Here is an 18,612-nt window from a genome sequence, read left to right on the forward strand (position 1 = left end):
ACGTTGACCCTTTAGTTATATCGATTCATGAGCGCGATCCATTCCGTGTCCACAAAATCAGTCGCGGCGGACACCGCTTGATCGAGCGTATCATTCAATTCTGGCATATCTTCTTTCCGGTAGTTCATGAGCACCCAATCGACGACTTTAATCGGATGCGGCGGACGACCGATGCCGAGTTTCAGACGTTTGAAATCTTGGGTTCCCAGGTGTTGAATCAGCGACTTGATGCCGTTATGTCCACCGGCACTGCCTTTCGGACGGAATCGCAGTTTCCCTGGCACCATGTCCAAGTCGTCATAAATGACGAGCAAGTCATCAATCTCAATCTTATAATAATCTAAAATCGGACGTACCGACTCCCCTGATAGATTCATGTAGGTGAGCGGTTTGACGAGGACGACACGTTCTCCATTGATTCTTCCCGTTCCGATCAATGCTTTAAACTTGGCTTCATCAAGTTGAATCCCATGTTTGTCAGCTAAGCGATCAATCGCTAAAAAACCGACGTTGTGACGGGTCATCTCATACTTTTTGCCTGGATTCCCGAGGCCGACGATACATTTCATCTTATTCCTCCTGAACAAAAAAGCCCAAAGGCGAACGCCTTCGGGCCTCGTTTTTTTAATCGAACAGCGTGCTCACCGATTTGTGCTCGTGGACACGCATGATCGCTTCCCCAAGCAAACGGGCAACCGACATCTGCTTGATTTTGCTCGAACATTCGCGACCTTCTAAATCGATCGTGTTCAAAACGACGAGTTCTTTGATTGACGAGTTGTCGATCCGTTCCATCGCCGGTCCAGATAAGACTGGGTGTGTACACGAGGCGTACACTTCTTTTGCACCAGCTTGGACGATGGCATCGGCCGCGAGCGTGATTGTTCCAGCTGTATCGATGATGTCATCGATCAAAATGGCCGTCTTGCCTTCAACGCTGCCGACGATGTTCATGACTTCAGCCACGTTCGCTTCAGGACGACGCTTGTCGATGATGGCGATTGGAGCCTTCAAGCGTTCGGCAAGCTTACGGGCACGCGTGACGCCACCGTGGTCCGGTGAGACGACGACAATGTCTTTCGCTTTAAATTCATCTGTCTCAAAATACGTCGAGATGAGTGGAACACCTAATAATTGGTCTACTGGGATATTGAAGAAACCTTGGATTTGAGCAGCATGCAAGTCCATCGTGATTAAACGCGTGGCACCTGCAACCGTCAATAAATCAGCGACAAGTTTCGCTGTGATTGGCTCACGTGAGCGCGCCTTGCGGTCTTGGCGAGCGTAACCATAGTATGGCATGACCACATTAATCGTCCGAACCGATGCTCGTTTCAACGCATCGATCATGACGAGTAACTCCATGAGCGTTTCGTTCACCGGTGAGCTCGTCGATTGAATGATGTACACATCATCGCCTCGCACGCTCTCCTCGATGTTGATGTAAAGTTCTCCGTCGCTAAACCGCTTCACTTGGCAATCGCTGAGCGGGATGCCAATTTCCTTGGCAATCTCTTCGGCGAGTGGGCGGTTTGAGTTTAAGCTAAATAGGCGAATTTCACGTTCATATACAGTAGACATGTTTAGGATTCTCCTCCATCGTTTTCCATAATAATAGGCAGCAACTTATCGTTTCGTGTAACCTTCTTTATTCGTTTGGCGTTCGCGTGCAATCGCAAGCGCCTCTTCAGGAACGTCATCCGTGATCGTCGAACCGGCTGCTACGATTGAGCCTTTTCCGACTTTCACCGGAGCAATCAAGTTCACATTGCAGCCGACGAAGGCATCGGCTTCGACGACCGTTTCGAACTTGTTCTTGCCGTCATAGTTGACCGTGATCGAGCCACAGCCGAGGTTGACGCGTTCCCCGATCGAAGCATCTCCGATATAGCTGAGATGTGATGCTTTCGCACCGTCTCCGAACGTTGATTTTTTGATTTCCACGAAGTTACCGACGCGCGTATTCGCGCCGAGGACTGCTTGTTGACGAAGGTGGGCGAACGGCCCGACCTGTGCTTCAGTTCCGACACGGCTGTCACTCACGACCGATTGACGAACCGTCGCACCGTCTTCGATGACGCTATTGCGGATATCTGAATTCGGACCAATCACGCACTCTGAACCGATAATCGTTTTCCCGAGAATGACCGTCCCTGGATAGATGATCGTATCCGAACCGATGACGGCATCTGGTGAGATGTATGTCGAAGCTGCATCCATGAATGTGACACCTTCACGCATGAGGCGTTCGTTCGTCCGCTTGCGCATGACCGCTTCAGCTTGTGAAAGAGCGACACGGTCGTTGACGCCGATCGTTTCATCGAATGTCGGCGCCGTGTGTGCTGCCACGACTTCGCCTGCTTCTTTCGCAATCGAGATGACGTCCGGCAAGTAGTACTCACCTTGAGCGTTGTTGTTCCCGACTTGCTTCAATGCATCAAACAAGAGCTCGTTATCGAACACGTACGTGCCTGTGTTGATTTCACGGATTTCTAGTTCAGTGTCAGACGCATCTTTATGCTCGACGACTTTTGTAACGTTTCCGTCTTCCCCACGGATGACACGACCATATCCTGTCGCATCGTCAGCGATGGCTGTCAGTACTGTCACTTTCGCTTGCTGGGCTTCATGATGGGCCAACAGCGCCTCGAGCGTTTCCGCTGTCAACAGTGGCGTGTCGCCGCAAACGACGAGCGTTGCGCCCGGTTTACCCGCGAGTTCGCTTTCTGCCATCTGCACTGCATGACCTGTCCCGAGCTGTTCTTCTTGGACCGCATATTCCACGCGTGAGCCCAACGTCTCTTGTACCGCTTCAGCCCCATGGCCGACGATGACGATTTGACGACTGACCCCGATTTTGTCGAGTTGATCGACGACGTGTTCGACCATCGGTTTTCCGAGGACCGGATGAAGCACTTTATATAGCTTCGACTTCATACGGGTCCCTTTACCTGCTGCCAAAATGACTGCAAAACGATCCATTCTTGATTCGCTCCTATCTCATATCGACTGTAATGTACTCAATTGTTCGGTTTTTTTCTACATTCAAATCTTATTTACACCGTATCTACTATATCGAAACCGTGACGTGGTTTCAACCGTTGTAACCATTCGTAACCAATGAAACGTAAAAAGGCAGCGGAAGGGTCCCCATCCGCTGTCAAAGATTACTCATTCATGGCATTGTATCGTGCTTGCGTCTCGGCAATAGCGACGTCCTCTTGGCCGTACGCCTCTAGAACAGCCGCCTCGACTTTTTGACGCATATCTCCATTAATCGGGTGAGCGATATCGCGGAAAATCCCTTCTGGCGTCCGCTTGCTCGGCATCGCTACGAAAAGACCGGTACTCCCTTCAATGATTCGAAGATCGTGTACCACAAATTCATGGTCGAGTGTAATGGAGGCCAGTGCCTTCATTCTACCTTCCGTCGCGACTTTGCGAATTTTTACGTCTGTGATCTGCATGTTTCGCATCCCCTTTTCATCGTTGTCTAGACCGTGGTGTACCTTCTAAAAGGTTGAGATGATTCCAAGCGAACCGATTGACTTCGTACGAATCTTATACCCTTTCATCATAAAACGAAATCAAATTTTTGCCAATCACTTTAAGAACTGTTCGACGTTCCCTCGCGAAATGGTGACGAGTCCTTCATCCGAATCGACGTTCGTCAATTTCATCAAACTGACGTATTCGCTTACCATTTTCTTCTCGGCGCCTTCCGCTTCCATGAGGACACCGACACCCGCGAGGTTCGCCTCGAACTCATTCAAGAGACTCATCATCCCGCGAATCGTACCGCCCGCTTTCATGAAATCGTCAATCAACAAGACGTTCGCGCCACGCGGCAAGCTGCGACGAGCGAGCGCCATCGTGCGAATCGCCTTTGATGAGCCTGATACGTAGTTGATGCTGACCGTCGAACCTTCTGTGACACGACTGTCAGAACGAACGATAACGAACGGGACACCAAGTTGCTCGGCGACAGCGTACGCGAGCGGAATCCCTTTTGTCGCGATTGTCATGACGACGTCAACTTTACGATCGGCGAACACAGAGGCGAAGACTTGCCCCATCGGCTTCACTTGACGCGGGTTCCCGAGGACATCTGTCAAATAGAGATAGCCTCCCGGAAGCAACCGTTCCGGTTTCGACAATTGCTCACATAGGCCGTCGATCATCGAGAGCGACTTTTCCTTGCTCCAGCCTGGAATGAACATGACACCGCCGGCTGCCCCTGGCACTGTGACGAGTTTTCCCGTGCCATCATGCGAAAGCATTTCACTGACGATGACCAAATCTTCACTGATGGATGATTTGGCTGCTTTATAACGACTCGAAAACATCGATAATGAGACGAGCTGGTGTGGATGGTCCAGCAAATAACGGGTCATATCGACAAGACGACCACTTCTACGAATTTTCATACGGATTCCCCTTCACTTCTTCAATAATAGACGAATGTTCTAAACAGAATATATCATTCTCATTCGTCTTTGTTCAATGTTTTTTGCCGAGAATCCGAACGACGAACACTTCAGGACAAAATCCCTTCAGTCCATTATAGACACGATGTGCTTTTTGCTCGTGCTCAATCAATGCGAATACCGTTGGACCGCTGCCGCTCATGAGGACACCATCCGCTCCGCAGTGCAGCATCGTCTCTTTGATTTGGCGAACTTCCGGATGAAGTTCGAGCGTGACCGCCTCGAGGGCGTTCCCTAAGTTTACACAGATGCCATCAAAATCCCGATCCCGAATCGCCGTGACCATCGCCTCGGTGTTTGGATGCACAATCTTCTCCATCTGCACGGCACGATAGACGTCAGCCGTCGACACTCCGATTTTCGGCTTCGCCAATACGACGTAGCACGGCGGCGGTGACGGAATCGTCTCCAGCTGTTCGCCGCGTCCGCGCGCGATGGCTGTTCCTCCCATGACACAAAACGATACGTCCGATCCGACGGCGGCTCCGAGTTCGGCCAACTCTTCTAACGACAGGCCAAGGTCGAACAATTCGTTCATACCCCGAAGTGTCGCCGCCGCATCGCTCGAGCCGCCAGCTAACCCTGCCGCCACTGGGATTTGCTTATCTAATACAATTTCGACACCCTGTTTGATATTGAATCGCTTCCGTAACAGCTCAGCCGCACGATAAGCCAAATTTCGATGGTCGTTCGGCACGTAGGCATGCTCGGACTGAATCCGAATCTCATCTGTATCGAGCACAGTCAATTCTAACCGGTCCGATAAGTCTACTGTCGTCATTATCATTTCCACTTCATGATAGCCATCTGTCCGCTTCCCAAGGACATCGAGCGTCAAGTTGATTTTTGCCGGCGCTTTCACACTGATCGTGCGCATATCGTTCACCCTTCCCATGTATCTCCTGTTCGCCATTGTACCGTAAACGAGCGCACAAAAAAAGAAGCAGCTGCCAATGCATCCGCCCCTCATTTATCGTTCAATTACTGAATTCAATTTTAACTGTATCCGTTAGGACATCAGCGTAGCTATATGAGACACGTTCCACGTTATGATGGTCTTCATCCAATTTGACGACGAACACCGCGGGATACGTCTCAACGAGCGTTCCAAACCGAGTAACGACTTTCTTACGACCGCCGTTTGCTTTCAACGTCAATCGTTCTCCAACATGCGATTCGAGTTTCTGTCTGATTTCTTGCAACGTCTTTGGCATACGCTTCACCTCACTGTTACAAGTATAACACATTCAAAAACAAAAATAAAGATTAATATTATATCGATTCGTTATCCGGTCGTCAACTGTTTTTAAGTGGTAAAATTGTGTCAGCTAACCGTGCAAACTCCTCAAGCGAAAGCGTTTCGCCTCGCCGTTTCGGATCGATTCCAGCTTCACTTAAAAACTGTTCGATTTCCATTTTTTTGTCTTTCCCGAGGTGATTCGTCAAGTTATTTAAGATCGTTTTTCGACGTTGTGCGAAACTGGCCCGGGCAAGCTCGAAGAAGAAGGCTTCATCTTTCACGTCGACCGCCGGTTTGGGACGCATCTTCAACGTGATGACCGCTGAATCGACGTTCGGGGCCGGCATGAACACGCTTTTTGGAACAATAAAGCTCACGTTCGCCTCCGCGTAATATTGGATCGCAATCGAGAGAGAGCCGTATGCTTTCGTCCCAGGCTTCGCTCCAATGCGCTCGGCAACTTCTTTTTGAATCATCATGACGAGTGAACGGAACTTGATTTGGCTTTCCAGTAAGCGCATGATAATCGGCGTCGTCACATAATACGGCAAGTTCGCCACAACCGAGATGTCTTCGATTCCTTGACTGAAAAACTCACGCTCGACGATGTCTTGAATATCGAGCTCGAGGGCATCGCCGTGGATGACATGCACATGTGGATAAGGAGACATCGTATCTTCCAGAATCGGAAGCAGACGTTGGTCGATTTCGAGGGCGACGACCTTTTTAGCCCGCTTGGCAGACTGTTCCGTCAATGACCCGATGCCGGGACCGATTTCAAGAACCCCGCTCGCTTCGCCCAACTCAGCTGCATCCACTATCTTGTTCAAAATATTTAAATCAATTAAAAAGTTCTGCCCAAGCGACTTTTTGAAAGAGAAGCCGTGACGTTCTAGAATTGATTTCGTGCGTTGGATTGTTGCAATGTCTTTCAATGATTTTCCTCCTCTAACTGAGCCAGTGCCCGTTCCCATTCCTCAATCGTGACCCGTAACGCTTCCACGCGCTTTACAAACTGTTTGGCGTTCGGTTCACCGATTCGGAGTAACACGCCGAGCCGTTTACGACGGCGCGCAGCGTCCGCTCCGCCAATCAAATCGGCTTCGAGCACCATCTGGCGGGTGACGAGCGGCATGTCAGTCTCAACTCGCTGTTCATACACCGCTTCGAGTACACGGCGAATCGTTGCCGGTGAAGCATGCTCGACCCCAATCTTGCCACGTTTATCTTTCGCTTCGGCCCGAGGTAAATAGGCATGCTTACATCCTTTAACCTGCTCCTCGACGATGGCCCGGATTCGGTCACCCGGGTAGTCTGGGTCCGTCAAAATGATAACGCCGCGCGTTTCTTGGGCGCGTTTGATTCGTTCGATCGTCTGTTTCGAGACGGCAGATCCGTTCGTTTCAATCGTATCGACGTCATATACTTCTTGAAGCCGCGTCGTGTCATCTCGACCTTCGACGACAATCACCTCTTGTATTTTTTCACGCATCATCGTTTCCTTCTTTCTCTTCTTGCTTCGGGATAACCCAAATCGTGAGCGGCTGACGCCCAAACGTTACCGCTTCTTCTTTCGTGTCCATCATCAAGTCAATTTTATGACCTTTGATCGCACTGCCTGTATCTAAAGCAATCGCCATGCCAAACCCTTCAACGTACACACGTGTGCCAAGAGGAATAATAGCGGGGTCGACAGCAATGATTCGCATCCCTTCATACAAAATCGTATCCGTCACATCATAACCACTACGGGTCAGAACCCTGTCATCAAATGTGACCGTGTCTTCTGCATTGTTCGTATACGCGGTCGCTTCGACGAGAAGTTGTTTCGCGGAAGTGAAGTCCAGCGCATCCTCGGCACGAGGTGTCTCTTCAATCTTAATCTCCGCCTCGTCTCGAAACGGACTCGACGGTTCGGTCGTGGCGGTCGTTTCTTGATTCGTTGCCGGTTCAATCTCCGGTTCGGCCACGACTTTCGTCCCACGTTTAATGATTTGAGGGCGTACGCTTTGTAGCGTTTCCACGCTCGTTTCGGTCCGATTTGTAATTGTACCATTTTCCACTGTCAGTGCATACCGCGTCCGTTCGAGTCCCGGGATGCCGACTTGCACGACTTCGGTCTCTCCAAGTTCGAGCGTATCGTCCTCTTCCATGACGATTTCAAACGGGATGAGACGACTCTCATATTGTACGACGTCTCGACTCACATTGACGCTGATGGTCATTCCATCCCGTACCGGTGTCGTGAGAGCCGGGACGACCGTATCTTGGTCAGAAACCGTCACATTCGCCTCCCGTAACGCCTGTTCGACAGTTTGAGCCATCGTATACAAGGTCTTCGCCTCGTCCCCGACGATGACATCGAGGGCGACGACAGGCTGGTAGCGAATCGTCATCCCTGATGTGACCGGTGCACGTACGCCCGGGTACACGTCGTCCCCTTCGCGTACACTCACTCCATAACGAAGCAACACGTCTTTGACGGTCCGTTCACGCGTCTCGATCGTCTCGACCTGGCCATAACCGATTTGAAGCGACACGGTACGAGCTCGTTCGATATGAATCACTCGATCCGTCGGGACGTCGGCACTTAAGGCGGGAGTCACCATATCCGCCTCGTCGATCACGATACCGGTCTCGTTAAGCACTTCTAGCACCGAATCGCCGCGGCTTTCATGCACGGTTGTCACGCCGTCGTCGACGATGGTGATCGGTTCAGGCTGCATCGCCATATAGGCGAACACTGCCGTCGCTACGACACCAATACTCAAGATGATGCGCCTGAACATCATGGGAGACGGAATAGGCGCTTCGCATTGGCTGTCGTTGCTTCAGCGAGCGCGTCGTAGGACATGTCACGTAGCGATGCAATCTCTTCGGCGACGTACGTGACGTAAGCGGGTTCGTTCCGTTTACCACGGAACGGCGTCGGCGTTAAATACGGGCAGTCCGTCTCGACAAGGAGCCGATCGAGCGGGACTTGTTGCGCCACCGCCTTCGGTACTTTCGCATTCTTGAACGTCACTGGTCCTCCGAGAGAGATATAGAAGTTCAAGCGCAGACAGCGTTCCAACAATTCGACGGACATGCTGTAACTATGGAACACGCCGCCTACCTCTTCGGCATGTTCTTCCTCTAAAATATCGAGCACGTCGGCTGTCGCTTCCCGATTATGAATCACGATGGGCATGTTCGTCCGCTTCGCGATAGCGATTTGTTGCCGGAACACGCGTTGTTGGACATCTTTCTCCGACTTGTCCCAATGGTAATCGAGACCGATTTCCCCGAGCGCCATCACTTTCGGATGAGCCATTAGCGTCTCGATTCTCTTCAAATCAGCATCCGTACAATCGACGGCATCAACCGGATGCCAGCCAACGATGGCATAGATATCCTCATACGTTTCCGCGAGCTCGATTGCCCGCGTGATGGTCGGGTTATCGAATCCGACGACGAGCATCGGGGAAACGCCCGCGGCACGAGCCCGCTCGATCGTCGCCTCGACATCCTCATTGAACTGCTCGGCATTGATATGGGTATGCGTATCAATCAACATGGTGCTTCCTCCTTATATAGACAAAGAGGGAGACCGAAGTCTCCCCCAAACGATTATTTGACGACGGCCCCGTTCGGCATATTCTCAGATACGGTCGCAAGCTCAAGCTTACCGTCTTTATCAGCCGCTAAAATCATCCCTTGTGACAACTCGCCACGTAGTTTGACCGGCTTCAAATTGGCGACGACGATGACTTTCTTCCCGACCAAGTCTTCCGGCGCATACCATTCGGCAATGCCTGAGACGATTTGACGTGTCTCGCTACCAAGGTCGACTTGAAGCTTCAACAGCTTCTTCGCCTTCTTGATTTTATCGGCCTCGACGATTTGACCGACACGGAACTCGACTTGGTCAAAGACGTCGATTGTGATTTCTGGACGGACGTCCTCATCCTCAGCATCGCTCGCCTCCACTTCGGCTTCCTCGACACGTGCTTTCGATGCTTGACGCATCATTTCCTGAATTGCATCGATCTCTTCTTTTACATCACGACGTGGGAAAATCGGTGTCCCGTCGGTGACGACCGCTCCATCGAAGGCCGCAAACGTATCGAGCGCTTCCCATGACATGTCTTTTCCTTCAAGACCGAGCTGGCGGAACATTTCTTTTGGTGCCCGTGTCATGAACGGTTGAATCATGACCGCCACATGGCGAAGTACGCCGGCCAGATGCGTCATCACGGATGCGAGTTCACCACGCTTCGCTTCGTCCTTCGCAAGGACCCACGGTTGCGTCTCATCGATATATTTATTGGCACGGCTCACGAGTTGCCAAATGCTTGTGAGCGCGACGGAAAACTCCATGTGTTCCATGGCCGCTTCCGTCTTCTCTGTCGTCTCATTGACAACTTGAAGCAACGAGGCATCGAACTCCGTCACGTTGCCCGCGTAGGCAGGGATCTCGCCATCGAAATACTTCTTAATCATGGCCACGGTCCGGTTGAGCAGGTTACCGAGGTCATTGGCAAGGTCAAAATTCAAGCGATCTACAAACGCCTCCGGTGTGAACGTGCCGTCCGCTCCAAATGGAACTTCACGAAGAAGATAGTAGCGGAGTGAGTCGAGTCCGTAGCGATCGATGAGTGGAATCGGATCGACGACATTGCCTTTCGATTTCGACATTTTGCCGTCTTTCATGAGCAACCAACCATGGGCGAAAACTTGTTTCGGTAATGGAAGGTCAAGCGCCATGAGCAACGCCGGCCAAATAATCGTATGGAACCGGACGATTTCTTTTCCGACCAAGTGCACGTCGGCTGGCCAATAGCGGTTGAACAACTCGTCGTTGTCCGACCCATAGCCGAGGGCAGAGATGTAATTCGTGAGAGCATCGACCCATACGTACACGACGTGTTTCGGGTTCGATGGTACTTGGACACCCCAGTCAAACGTCGTCCGTGAGACGGCCAAGTCTTGGAGGCCCGGCTTCAAGAAGTTGTTGATCATCTCGGTTTTGCGCGATTCTGGCAAGATGAAGTCAGGGTGCGACTCGAAGTACTCGATTAAACGATCGGCGTACTTGCTGAGACGGAAGAAATAGCACTCTTCGCGTACAAGCTCGACCGGGTGACCGCTGTCAGGGCTCTTCCCATCAACGAGCTGTGACTCCGTGTAATACGTTTCATCAGGGATCGAATACCACCCTTCGTATTCACCGAGATAGATGTCATCGTTTTTCAGAAGCGTCTCGAATACGTGCTCGACGACGGCCTTGTGGCGGGCATCGGTCGTACGAATATAATCATCGTACGAGATTTCAAGACGGTCCCATAACACCTTGATGTCTTTAACGACTTCATCGACAAACGCTTGCGGCGTCACGCCAGCTTCTTTCGCTTTTTCCTGAATCTTTTGACCGTGCTCGTCTGTCCCCGTCAAATAACGGACGTCAAATCCTTTCAGACGCTTATAACGCGCGATAGCATCGCCAGCCACCGTCGTATAGGCGTGACCGATGTGTAGTTTGGCACTCGGATAGTAAATCGGAGTCGTAATATAAAAAGTAGGCTTCGCCATTGTATGTTCTCCATCCTTTCGACATTTGCAATTTCCATTATACACGGTTCGACAAAAGAATTTCCAAACCAATTGTTTGGAATTATTTTGTTATTACCTCATAAAAAATGTTCCAAAAAAACCCTTTCTTTGTTTCATGTCCTAACTTTCGGGGAATTTTAGGTATATATCGTTCTCATATCGCCAATTTTCGAAAATGTAGATTTCCAATAGTAAGCAGTTGACTGCAATTGGAAAGTTTAGTATGCTTTTTGCTGTAGTAACATTGTCGAATTTTGACGACTCATGTCACCAAGAGATTTCGACACCATTGGAGGAGGAAACACAAAATGAAATCTACAGGTATCGTACGGAAAGTTGATGAGCTCGGTCGTGTCGTCATTCCAATCGAATTGCGCCGCACACTCGGGATCGCTGAGAAAGACGCTCTTGAAATCTACGTCGACAACGATCAAATCGTGTTGAAAAAATACAAACCGAACATGACTTGCCAAGTGACGGGCGAAGTATCGGATGACAACTTCAAGTTGGCTGACGGTAAATTGATCCTTTCACCAGAAGGCGCACAACGCGTTCTCGTCGAGTTGAAAAACATGCTCGAAAACTACTACAGCGAAGAGTAAGCAAGGAATTCCTTGCTTACTCTTTTTTGTCGACTTGATGATAGGCGTCGTACACCTCGCCACGTGATAAACCGCGCTCTTTAGCAACTTGTTTGATAGCGGCGTTCGGCTTCAATCCGTCTTCGATATAACGATCGACGTGTTCGAGCGGCGATAACGCCTCCCACCAATCGTGTGTCGGTGCTATTTCCGTCGAACCAGCCACCATGACGACGAACTCACCACGTACCTCACCTTCACACCAAACAAGCGCTTCTTCTACCGTCCCGCGTAAAAACTCTTCAAACGTTTTCGTCAACTCTCGTCCGAGAACGAGTTGCCGATTGCCGAACGCGTCCTGAATCCCGGTCAGCATCTCTTTTAACCGATGTGGCGCTTCATAAAAAATGATGGTGCCCGGTTCATATTGCAAAGAAGATAACACATCGAGCCGCTCTTTCTTTTTACGTGGCAAGAATCCGTAATACAAAAACCGCTCGGTCGCAAGACCAGAGGCGACAAGAGCCGTCAACGCCGCGTTCGCTCCAGGGAGCACGACGACAGGGAGCTTCGCTTCAATGGCCAACCGCACGAGGTCACTCCCCGGGTCCGAAATCCCCGGCATGCCCGCGTCTGAGACGACGGCGACTGATTTGCCGGCCTCGATATCTTCGATTAAGCGCGGGCCACTCACGTGCTTATTGTGCTCATGGTAGCTGACTAGTTTCGTCTCAATGCCGAAATGGCGACAGAGCTTCATCGTTTGGCGTGTGTCTTCGGCCGCGATCAAATCGACTTCTCCTAGAATTCGAACCGCTCGATACGTCATGTCTTCTAGATTTCCAATCGGCGTCGGCACAACATAGAGCGTGGGCCCATCAGTCTGATAACTTTTCTGTGAGTTCATTACTCGTTCCCTCCATCAATTGCTGTTTTTGAGCCCGAGTGAGTTGTTTAATGGACCATTCGTACTGCATGGCTTCACGTTTGGTCGCAAACGACCTGACATATCGTAACGTCACCGGGAGACGCGCTCGCGTATATTTCGCACCTTTACCGCTGTTGTGCACGTCCATCCGCTTATCTACATCCGTCGTATATCCGGTATAGTATGTGCCATCGCTACACTCGAGAATATAGGCAAAGTGCTTACGCATCGAGGATGGCCCGCATGTCGCTCGTATACGTGTCATCTTCCTCATAAACGACAAACGGAGGTAAGATTGTGAGCCCTGCTTTTCCATCTTTCGACCCCTCTATTAAAAGTGTATTTGCGTCTCGGCCTTGTTTCGGGTAAACGAGTTGCATTCGTTTCGGTTCAATCCGATACGCCCGCATGAGCGTTAGAATATCGAGTAATCGCTCCGGTCGATGGACGAAGGCTACCTTCCCACCCGGTTTGACGAGTTGACTGGCTGAGCGGATACAGTCTTCTAACGTGCAAAGCACTTCATGACGTGCAATCGTATGATGTTCATTTTGATTACGGAGCGAAGTTTCGTTTGCTAAAAAATAAGGTGGGTTGCACGTGACAACGTCATAACGAGCATGCCCTAGTACGCTGGTCGCATGTTTCACATCGCCTTCAAGGATGTGCAGTCTGTCACTTAAATCGTTAACGGCAATGCTTCGATTCGCCATATCAACGAGACGGGGCTGGATTTCAAGTCCTGTCACCGTTCCTTTCGTCCGATACGATAAAAAGAGCGGAATAGCCCCCGTACCGGCGCATAAATCAACGAGTCTCCCTTTTTGAATCGGGACCCACACAAATTCAGCCAGCAACACCGCATCCAATGAAAACGAAAATACATCATCACTTTGAATGATTTTTCCGGGACGTCCTAACAAATCATCAAGACGTTCACCTTGTTTTACAGTCACGCCATTTCCCTCCTACATAACGTACAAAGGCGACGGACGAGTATATACCCGTCTATCGCCCCTTATTAATGTTTATTTAGCATTGACATACAGAAGAGACAATCCCCGTCTTTTCTGACTTGTCCATAGTGCAAATTGCAGATATGAAACCCTTCTTGGTATAACGCCGCCAAGTTATTTTGTCCTTTTCCAGACAAGGCAATTTGAGGATCTCCGTTAGGTGTCTCGACTTCTGCGAGTTGTTCTACTTTTTCGCGCAGATGATGGTTCTCGAGATACATGTGTTGGTTTTCTTCGAGCAAATAGGCGAGTTGCTCTTTGAGCACCCCTAAATGCTCCGTCAACAATTGCATCTGTTGCTCGATCGCATCGACCCGCATCATGACTTCCTTTTTATCCATTCTTTCCACTGCTCAGCACCCCATCACTGTTTCGACGGTTTTCGTTTGACTGCACCGACTTCGACGAGTTCGTCGATTGTATACGTCACAACACGGGTCCGATCATTCAACTCGACTTGAATCAATTGATCCAAGATGTTGAGACCGATGACACGTCCGTCACCTTCTGGAATTTTGATTCGTTTTCCGACGTCTGGCAAATCCCGCTTTAATTCTTCATACGTATCGTTCTCGTATTTTAGACAGCACATGAGACGACCGCATACACCGGAGATCTTGTTCGGGTTCAAGGATAGGTTCTGATCCTTGGCCATCTTAATGGATACCGGTTCAAATTCCCCTAAGAACGAGGAGCAACACAACACACGGCCACAAGGTCCGATTCCGCTCAGCAGTTTCGCTTCATCTCGAACCCCGATTTGGCGAAGCTCGATTCGAGTCCGAAACACACTCGCTAAATCTTTAACGAGCTCACGGAAATCAACACGGCCTTCTGCCGTGAAATAAAAGATGACTTTATTACGATCGAATGTATACTCAACATCTACTAACTTCATCTCAAGTCGATGTTCACGAATTTTTTCTTCACAGACGGCGTGAGCGTCAAAAGCGGCCAATCGATTATCTTGTACGATTTCGGCATCTTTTTGATCGGCGACACGAAGGATTGTCTTTAGCGGTAAAACCACTTCGTCTTCACCTAGTTGTTTACCAACTTGGACGATTTCACCGTACTCGATGCCTCGTACCGTCTCTACGATGACATGGTCCCCACGTTCAAGCGTTGCTTCGCCTGGTGAAAAGTAATAGATTTTTCCCGCTTCTTTAAAACGGACTCCGACTACTTCAAGCACGCTCTCCTATCCTTTCTGCAAATCGAACGTTAACCGTTCGAACGTTAATTGAGGATTGACGTTTGCCTCTAGTCGTCGAATCGCCTCATGGACAGATTCAATAGCATGGACGATTTTATGAACCGGACGATCTTTTACAAACGCGGTATATAGCGCTTGTTCTCTCGTAAACAACTCCGGGACATAGTCTGTTCGCACTTTGAAGTGGAGCGCTTGCTCCAACCAATTTCCGAACAGCTCGAGACCGACTCGCAGTTCATTCCGCCCTTTAAAATGACCGAGCCATTTTTCTTGGGCGAATAAAAGCAATTCTTGCGGGCGTTTTGTCAATACTTCAACTAATTGTACCACTAGCCCATACGCCTGTACAAACCAGTCGTTGTGAAGCGCCTCACGCGCGTCTTCGAATTTCGGATATGTCTCTAAAGCAAGACGCGCTAAATCGCTCGTACATTGCACGTCTGCGACCAACGTTTCCACAAGCCGTTCTCGATCAATCGGTCGGAATACTAAATGCTGAGCTCGCGAACGAATCGTCGGTAAGAGAAGTTGTGGCTGAGTTGTTACCAAGATGGCTAGTTTCCCTACACCTGGCTCTTCAAAGAACTTCAATAGGCTGTTGGCGGCTTGTGGCGTCATCTTATGGGCTTGGTGAATCACATACACTTGACGGTCACCTTCTGCACCACGTAAAGACAAGTCACTCAATAACTGTTGCACCTGTTCTTTCTTAATGCTGGCTCCATCCGGTTCGACTTCCATGTAGTCGACAAGGTTTCCCGAATCCATTCGTCTACAGTTTCGACAGTTACCGCAGGGTTCTACCCCGTCAGGCGACTCGCAAAAAAGGGATTTCGCAAACAACTGTGCCGTTTCAATCAAGTACGGTTCATAGTCACCTGAAAAGATATATGCATGACCGACCTTTTGAGCAACGATCGAGTTTTCAATCACTTTCGCAATAACCGTTTGAGATTTTGATAACTCCTGAAAACTCATGTTCGTGACCGTCCCCATTAAAACTGATGAAATCCTTCAATCGGCAAGACAAACACAGTCGCTCCGCCAACTTGGACTTCTACAGGATAAGGAATGTATGAATCAGCGTGTCCACCCATCGGTGAAATCGGCGTAATCATTTGATCCCTGCTCGAGCAGTTTGATTTGATTAACGCAAGTAGGTCATCTAACCGCTCTTTCGGTACACCAATCATAAACGTGGTGTTTCCTTCTTTCAAAAAACCTCCCGTTGTGGCTAATTTCGTTGCACGGAAGTCCTCTTCAATCAAAGCATCTGACAAGCGGGCACTGTCCTTATCATGTACAATCGCGATTACCATCTTCATCATTGCATCACTCCTCTTTCTTTTAATCGTTCTAACGTAATATCTAACACTTCATCCTGAATGGTTTCAATCGAGGCGTTCGCATCAATACGTACCATTCGTTCTGGATGTTGCTCTAATAATATTTGAAATCCTTCGTATACGCGTTGATGGAAAGACTCATCACGGCTCTCGATTCGATCTAATTGGCCTCTATCTTTCATGCGATGGCTCGCTTGATCCGGGGTCAAGTCAAAGAGAAACGTCAAATCTGGTTTGATCCCAGCAGTCGCCCAGTCGTTTAACGACAAAATTTGTGACAAATCATATTGGAGCCCATAGCCTTGATACGCAATCGAGGCATCCACAAATCGATCACATACGACAACTGCTCCACGGTGGAGAGCCGGTCGAATCACTTGATCAATGTTTTGAGCTCGGGATGCGGCATAGAGCATCATTTCGACTCGAGGCGTCATCTCATCATGTTCTGGCGAGAGCAAGACTTCTCGAATACTGTTTCCGACCTTCGTTCCCCCTGGCTCTCGGGTGACGACCACTTCATACCCTTGTTCAGTCAATGACTGAACTAACAATTGTAGCTGTGTTGTTTTCCCAGAACCATCTGGTCCTTCCACAGTAATAAACATACCTTTCACGCTTAAAACTCCTCTACGATAACATCAATTTGTTTCATCATAACATGTCTACTTGCCTGCAGGTTCCGTCCTAATGAAATCCATTCATTCAAAACTCGGATTTTCTCGTCTGTGATGACTTCTCCTCTTAGAATCCAAGGAATCCCCGGCGGATACGGAATAACGGTCTCTGCCGCAACAGAACCAATCGCTTGCTCAAACGGTAGACGTTCAATATCAGCGTCGTCCGATATAGAACGCAACAACGAAACGCGTTCAGTCATCGGGTAAGGATAGATTGTCTCATCTTCAACAATGAGCGGGACGTGCTGCGATGCATTTTTAATCAGTTTGACCCAATGTTGAATCTCTTGGCTTTTTAATTCCCTTAACGGCAAGCAGAATAACACGTGATCTTCTGCAGCCAGTTCCACGTCAATCCCGATTGACGCTAAATGCTGGCTAAAGATCAGACCATTTTTAGGGTATGTTAACACAGTCATCTTGGTGAAATCATCGCCCACTTTGATTGAAAACCCAGCACGTCTCATTTCCATGATGAATGAAAAATGACTCGTTTGAATATGAGTCCAATCTCGGTCACTCAAGTTTTCGAGGTACTCTCGGGCGTAATCAAGCGAGGCCATAATCAAGTAAGATGGGCTAGATGTTTGGAAAGATGAAAGCGCATGAAAGAGACGTTTTTCATCGATTTCTTCTTTATAATGAATCCATGCCCCCATCGTGAGAGCGGGCAATGTTTTGTGGGCTGATTGTACGACTGCGCTAGCTCCTTCGAAAATAGCGGATCGCTTTGGAAATGTAGGATGAATCAAATGAGCGCCATGTGCTTCATCAACTAAGAGAAGAATATGCAACGAACGCAAATAAGCACTGATCTCCGGGATGTTTGCCATATCTCCGTAATAAGTAGGAGACGTCAGTAGGAGGGCTTTCCCACCTGGGTACTGCGTGACAGCATCTTGAATTGTTTCTAATGTGACGACAGTCGGTAAACTGCTCCCCCTATCTAATTCAGGAGTGAGTAAAATGGGTTCTAAACCGAGCCACTCAATGGCGTTCCAAACCGATTTGTGGGAATTACGTTGTACATACACTCGTTCTCCCCGTTTTACGGTTGCTGCTAATAGACTCCAATTCCCTGCAGTAGAGCCATTTACCAACCATTTGCTTTTACTCTGGTAAAGGGATCCTAATGCCTTTTCACCTTCTAAAATAATACCTTCCGCATGGTGTAAATCATCCAAGTGACCAAGCTCTGTTAAGTCATATGGCATAATTTTTTGGAAGGCCGTCGGAAGCTTTTCATCTCTCACCGTTCCATTGTGATGGCCAGGTACATGAAAAGAAACCCGTCCTTCTCGCACATGTTGCTCAAGCGTCTCCATAAATGTAAAAGGATTATGTTTAGGTTTTCGAGTCATTTAGACACCTTCCCATCCGAATTAAATACGACATATATATACAAAAAGAGACGACCAAGCGGATGCTTGATCGTCTTTCGCGTTGGCCTGGCAACGTCCTATCCTCACAGGGGGAGACCCCCAACTACTTTCGGCGCTGAAGCGCTTAACTTCCGTGTTCGGCAT

At 49.2% G+C, this 18,612-nt stretch carries 22 protein-coding genes and 1 rRNA gene; 1 reads left to right on the top strand and 22 read right to left on the bottom strand.

Translation table 11 applies throughout. The features are described 5' to 3' along the window. Positions 1-11 precede the first annotated feature (11 nt). The 12 genes from pth to metG all read right to left on the bottom strand — a co-directional run bounded on the left by pth (position 12) and on the right by metG (position 11,298). A complete protein-coding gene (gene pth / locus KNP86_RS14910) occupies positions 12-569 on the bottom strand; it encodes an aminoacyl-tRNA hydrolase (protein ID WP_034781796.1) in 558 nt (185 codons plus the stop codon). Between the two features lie 55 nt (positions 570-624). Beyond that, positions 625-1,581: a ribose-phosphate diphosphokinase gene (locus KNP86_RS14915; RefSeq protein ID WP_021065746.1), complete on the bottom strand. Its 957-nt coding sequence runs from the start codon at positions 1,579-1,581 to the stop codon at positions 625-627. 45 nt (positions 1,582-1,626) lie between these two features. Beyond that, entirely contained in the window at positions 1,627-2,982 is a 1,356-nt protein-coding gene (gene glmU, locus KNP86_RS14920) for a bifunctional UDP-N-acetylglucosamine diphosphorylase/glucosamine-1-phosphate N-acetyltransferase GlmU (protein ID WP_034781794.1), read from the bottom strand. Between the two features lie 185 nt (positions 2,983-3,167). Then, positions 3,168-3,467 (bottom strand): septation regulator SpoVG, encoded by a 300-nt coding sequence (gene spoVG / locus KNP86_RS14925; RefSeq protein WP_034781793.1) that lies wholly within the window; start codon positions 3,465-3,467, stop codon positions 3,168-3,170. Between the two features lie 135 nt (positions 3,468-3,602). Then, positions 3,603-4,427 (bottom strand): pur operon repressor, encoded by an 825-nt coding sequence (gene purR, locus KNP86_RS14930; RefSeq protein WP_114165389.1) that lies wholly within the window; start codon positions 4,425-4,427, stop codon positions 3,603-3,605. A 73-nt stretch (positions 4,428-4,500) separates the two neighbouring features. Further along, positions 4,501-5,364: a 4-(cytidine 5'-diphospho)-2-C-methyl-D-erythritol kinase gene (ispE, locus tag KNP86_RS14935; protein ID WP_214755100.1), complete on the bottom strand. Its 864-nt coding sequence runs from the start codon at positions 5,362-5,364 to the stop codon at positions 4,501-4,503. 100 nt (positions 5,365-5,464) lie between these two features. Beyond that, a complete protein-coding gene (locus KNP86_RS14940; RefSeq protein WP_021065751.1) occupies positions 5,465-5,701 on the bottom strand; it encodes a Veg family protein in 237 nt (78 codons plus the stop codon). 82 nt (positions 5,702-5,783) lie between these two features. After that, positions 5,784-6,662, bottom strand: coding sequence for a 16S rRNA (adenine(1518)-N(6)/adenine(1519)-N(6))-dimethyltransferase RsmA (rsmA, locus tag KNP86_RS14945; RefSeq protein WP_214755102.1), 879 nt, complete (start codon positions 6,660-6,662; stop codon positions 5,784-5,786). Next, entirely contained in the window at positions 6,659-7,219 is a 561-nt protein-coding gene (gene rnmV / locus KNP86_RS14950) for a ribonuclease M5 (protein WP_034781784.1), read from the bottom strand. The genes rsmA and rnmV overlap by 4 nt, the downstream gene beginning before the upstream one ends. Next, positions 7,212-8,498 carry a 3D domain-containing protein gene (locus tag KNP86_RS14955; RefSeq protein WP_251130540.1) on the bottom strand — a complete coding sequence of 429 codons (1,287 nt, stop codon included), beginning with the start codon at positions 8,496-8,498 and terminating at the stop codon, positions 7,212-7,214. Before KNP86_RS14955 ends, rnmV begins: the two co-directional genes overlap by 8 nt. Before the next feature lie 17 nt (positions 8,499-8,515). Beyond that, positions 8,516-9,283: a TatD family hydrolase gene (locus tag KNP86_RS14960; RefSeq protein ID WP_034781781.1), complete on the bottom strand. Its 768-nt coding sequence runs from the start codon at positions 9,281-9,283 to the stop codon at positions 8,516-8,518. A gap of 53 nt (positions 9,284-9,336) precedes the next feature. Beyond that, the gene (gene metG, locus KNP86_RS14965; RefSeq protein ID WP_034781779.1) at positions 9,337-11,298 is read right to left on the bottom strand and encodes a methionine--tRNA ligase; all 1,962 of its coding nucleotides are present in this window, start codon (positions 11,296-11,298) and stop codon (positions 9,337-9,339) included. 329 nt (positions 11,299-11,627) lie between these two features. On the opposite strand from metG, the gene KNP86_RS14970 reads away from it, so the two are divergent. Then, the gene (locus tag KNP86_RS14970; protein WP_012727742.1) at positions 11,628-11,921 is read left to right on the top strand and encodes a transition state genes transcriptional regulator AbrB; all 294 of its coding nucleotides are present in this window, start codon (positions 11,628-11,630) and stop codon (positions 11,919-11,921) included. Between the two features lie 16 nt (positions 11,922-11,937). Here the strand turns inward: KNP86_RS14970 and rsmI are convergent, their stop codons facing one another. The 10 genes from rsmI to rrf form a co-directional block, all read right to left on the bottom strand. Then, positions 11,938-12,807 (bottom strand): 16S rRNA (cytidine(1402)-2'-O)-methyltransferase, encoded by an 870-nt coding sequence (gene rsmI / locus KNP86_RS14975; protein WP_214709874.1) that lies wholly within the window; start codon positions 12,805-12,807, stop codon positions 11,938-11,940. Further along, positions 12,779-13,057, bottom strand: a complete 279-nt coding sequence (locus tag KNP86_RS14980; RefSeq protein ID WP_034781773.1) for a GIY-YIG nuclease family protein — start codon at positions 13,055-13,057, stop codon at positions 12,779-12,781. Before KNP86_RS14980 ends, rsmI begins: the two co-directional genes overlap by 29 nt. Continuing rightward, entirely contained in the window at positions 13,050-13,784 is a 735-nt protein-coding gene (locus KNP86_RS14985; RefSeq protein WP_034781771.1) for a tRNA1(Val) (adenine(37)-N6)-methyltransferase, read from the bottom strand. The genes KNP86_RS14980 and KNP86_RS14985 overlap by 8 nt, the downstream gene beginning before the upstream one ends. Positions 13,785-13,849: 65 nt before the next feature. After that, positions 13,850-14,185, bottom strand: a complete 336-nt coding sequence (yabA, locus tag KNP86_RS14990; protein ID WP_034781768.1) for a DNA replication initiation control protein YabA — start codon at positions 14,183-14,185, stop codon at positions 13,850-13,852. A gap of 23 nt (positions 14,186-14,208) precedes the next feature. Continuing rightward, positions 14,209-15,039 (bottom strand): PSP1 domain-containing protein, encoded by an 831-nt coding sequence (locus KNP86_RS14995; protein WP_034781766.1) that lies wholly within the window; start codon positions 15,037-15,039, stop codon positions 14,209-14,211. Between the two features lie 6 nt (positions 15,040-15,045). Then, complete coding sequence (locus tag KNP86_RS15000) at positions 15,046-16,038, bottom strand: DNA polymerase III subunit delta' (protein ID WP_214712705.1); 993 nt, start codon at positions 16,036-16,038, stop codon at positions 15,046-15,048. A gap of 17 nt (positions 16,039-16,055) precedes the next feature. Further along, positions 16,056-16,385, bottom strand: coding sequence for a cyclic-di-AMP receptor (locus KNP86_RS15005; protein ID WP_029594397.1), 330 nt, complete (start codon positions 16,383-16,385; stop codon positions 16,056-16,058). After that, positions 16,385-17,023 carry a dTMP kinase gene (gene tmk / locus KNP86_RS15010; protein WP_034781763.1) on the bottom strand — a complete coding sequence of 213 codons (639 nt, stop codon included), beginning with the start codon at positions 17,021-17,023 and terminating at the stop codon, positions 16,385-16,387. Before tmk ends, KNP86_RS15005 begins: the two co-directional genes overlap by 1 nt. A 2-nt stretch (positions 17,024-17,025) precedes the next feature. Beyond that, the gene (locus KNP86_RS15015; protein ID WP_251130541.1) at positions 17,026-18,447 is read right to left on the bottom strand and encodes an aminotransferase class I/II-fold pyridoxal phosphate-dependent enzyme; all 1,422 of its coding nucleotides are present in this window, start codon (positions 18,445-18,447) and stop codon (positions 17,026-17,028) included. An 85-nt stretch (positions 18,448-18,532) separates the two neighbouring features. Next, positions 18,533-18,612, bottom strand: a 5S ribosomal RNA gene (rrf, locus tag KNP86_RS15850); the annotation flags it as partial.

The sequence above is a fragment of the Exiguobacterium sp. s16 genome (genome assembly GCF_018618115.1).
Lineage (GTDB): Bacteria > Bacillota > Bacilli > Exiguobacteriales > Exiguobacteriaceae > Exiguobacterium > Exiguobacterium mexicanum_A.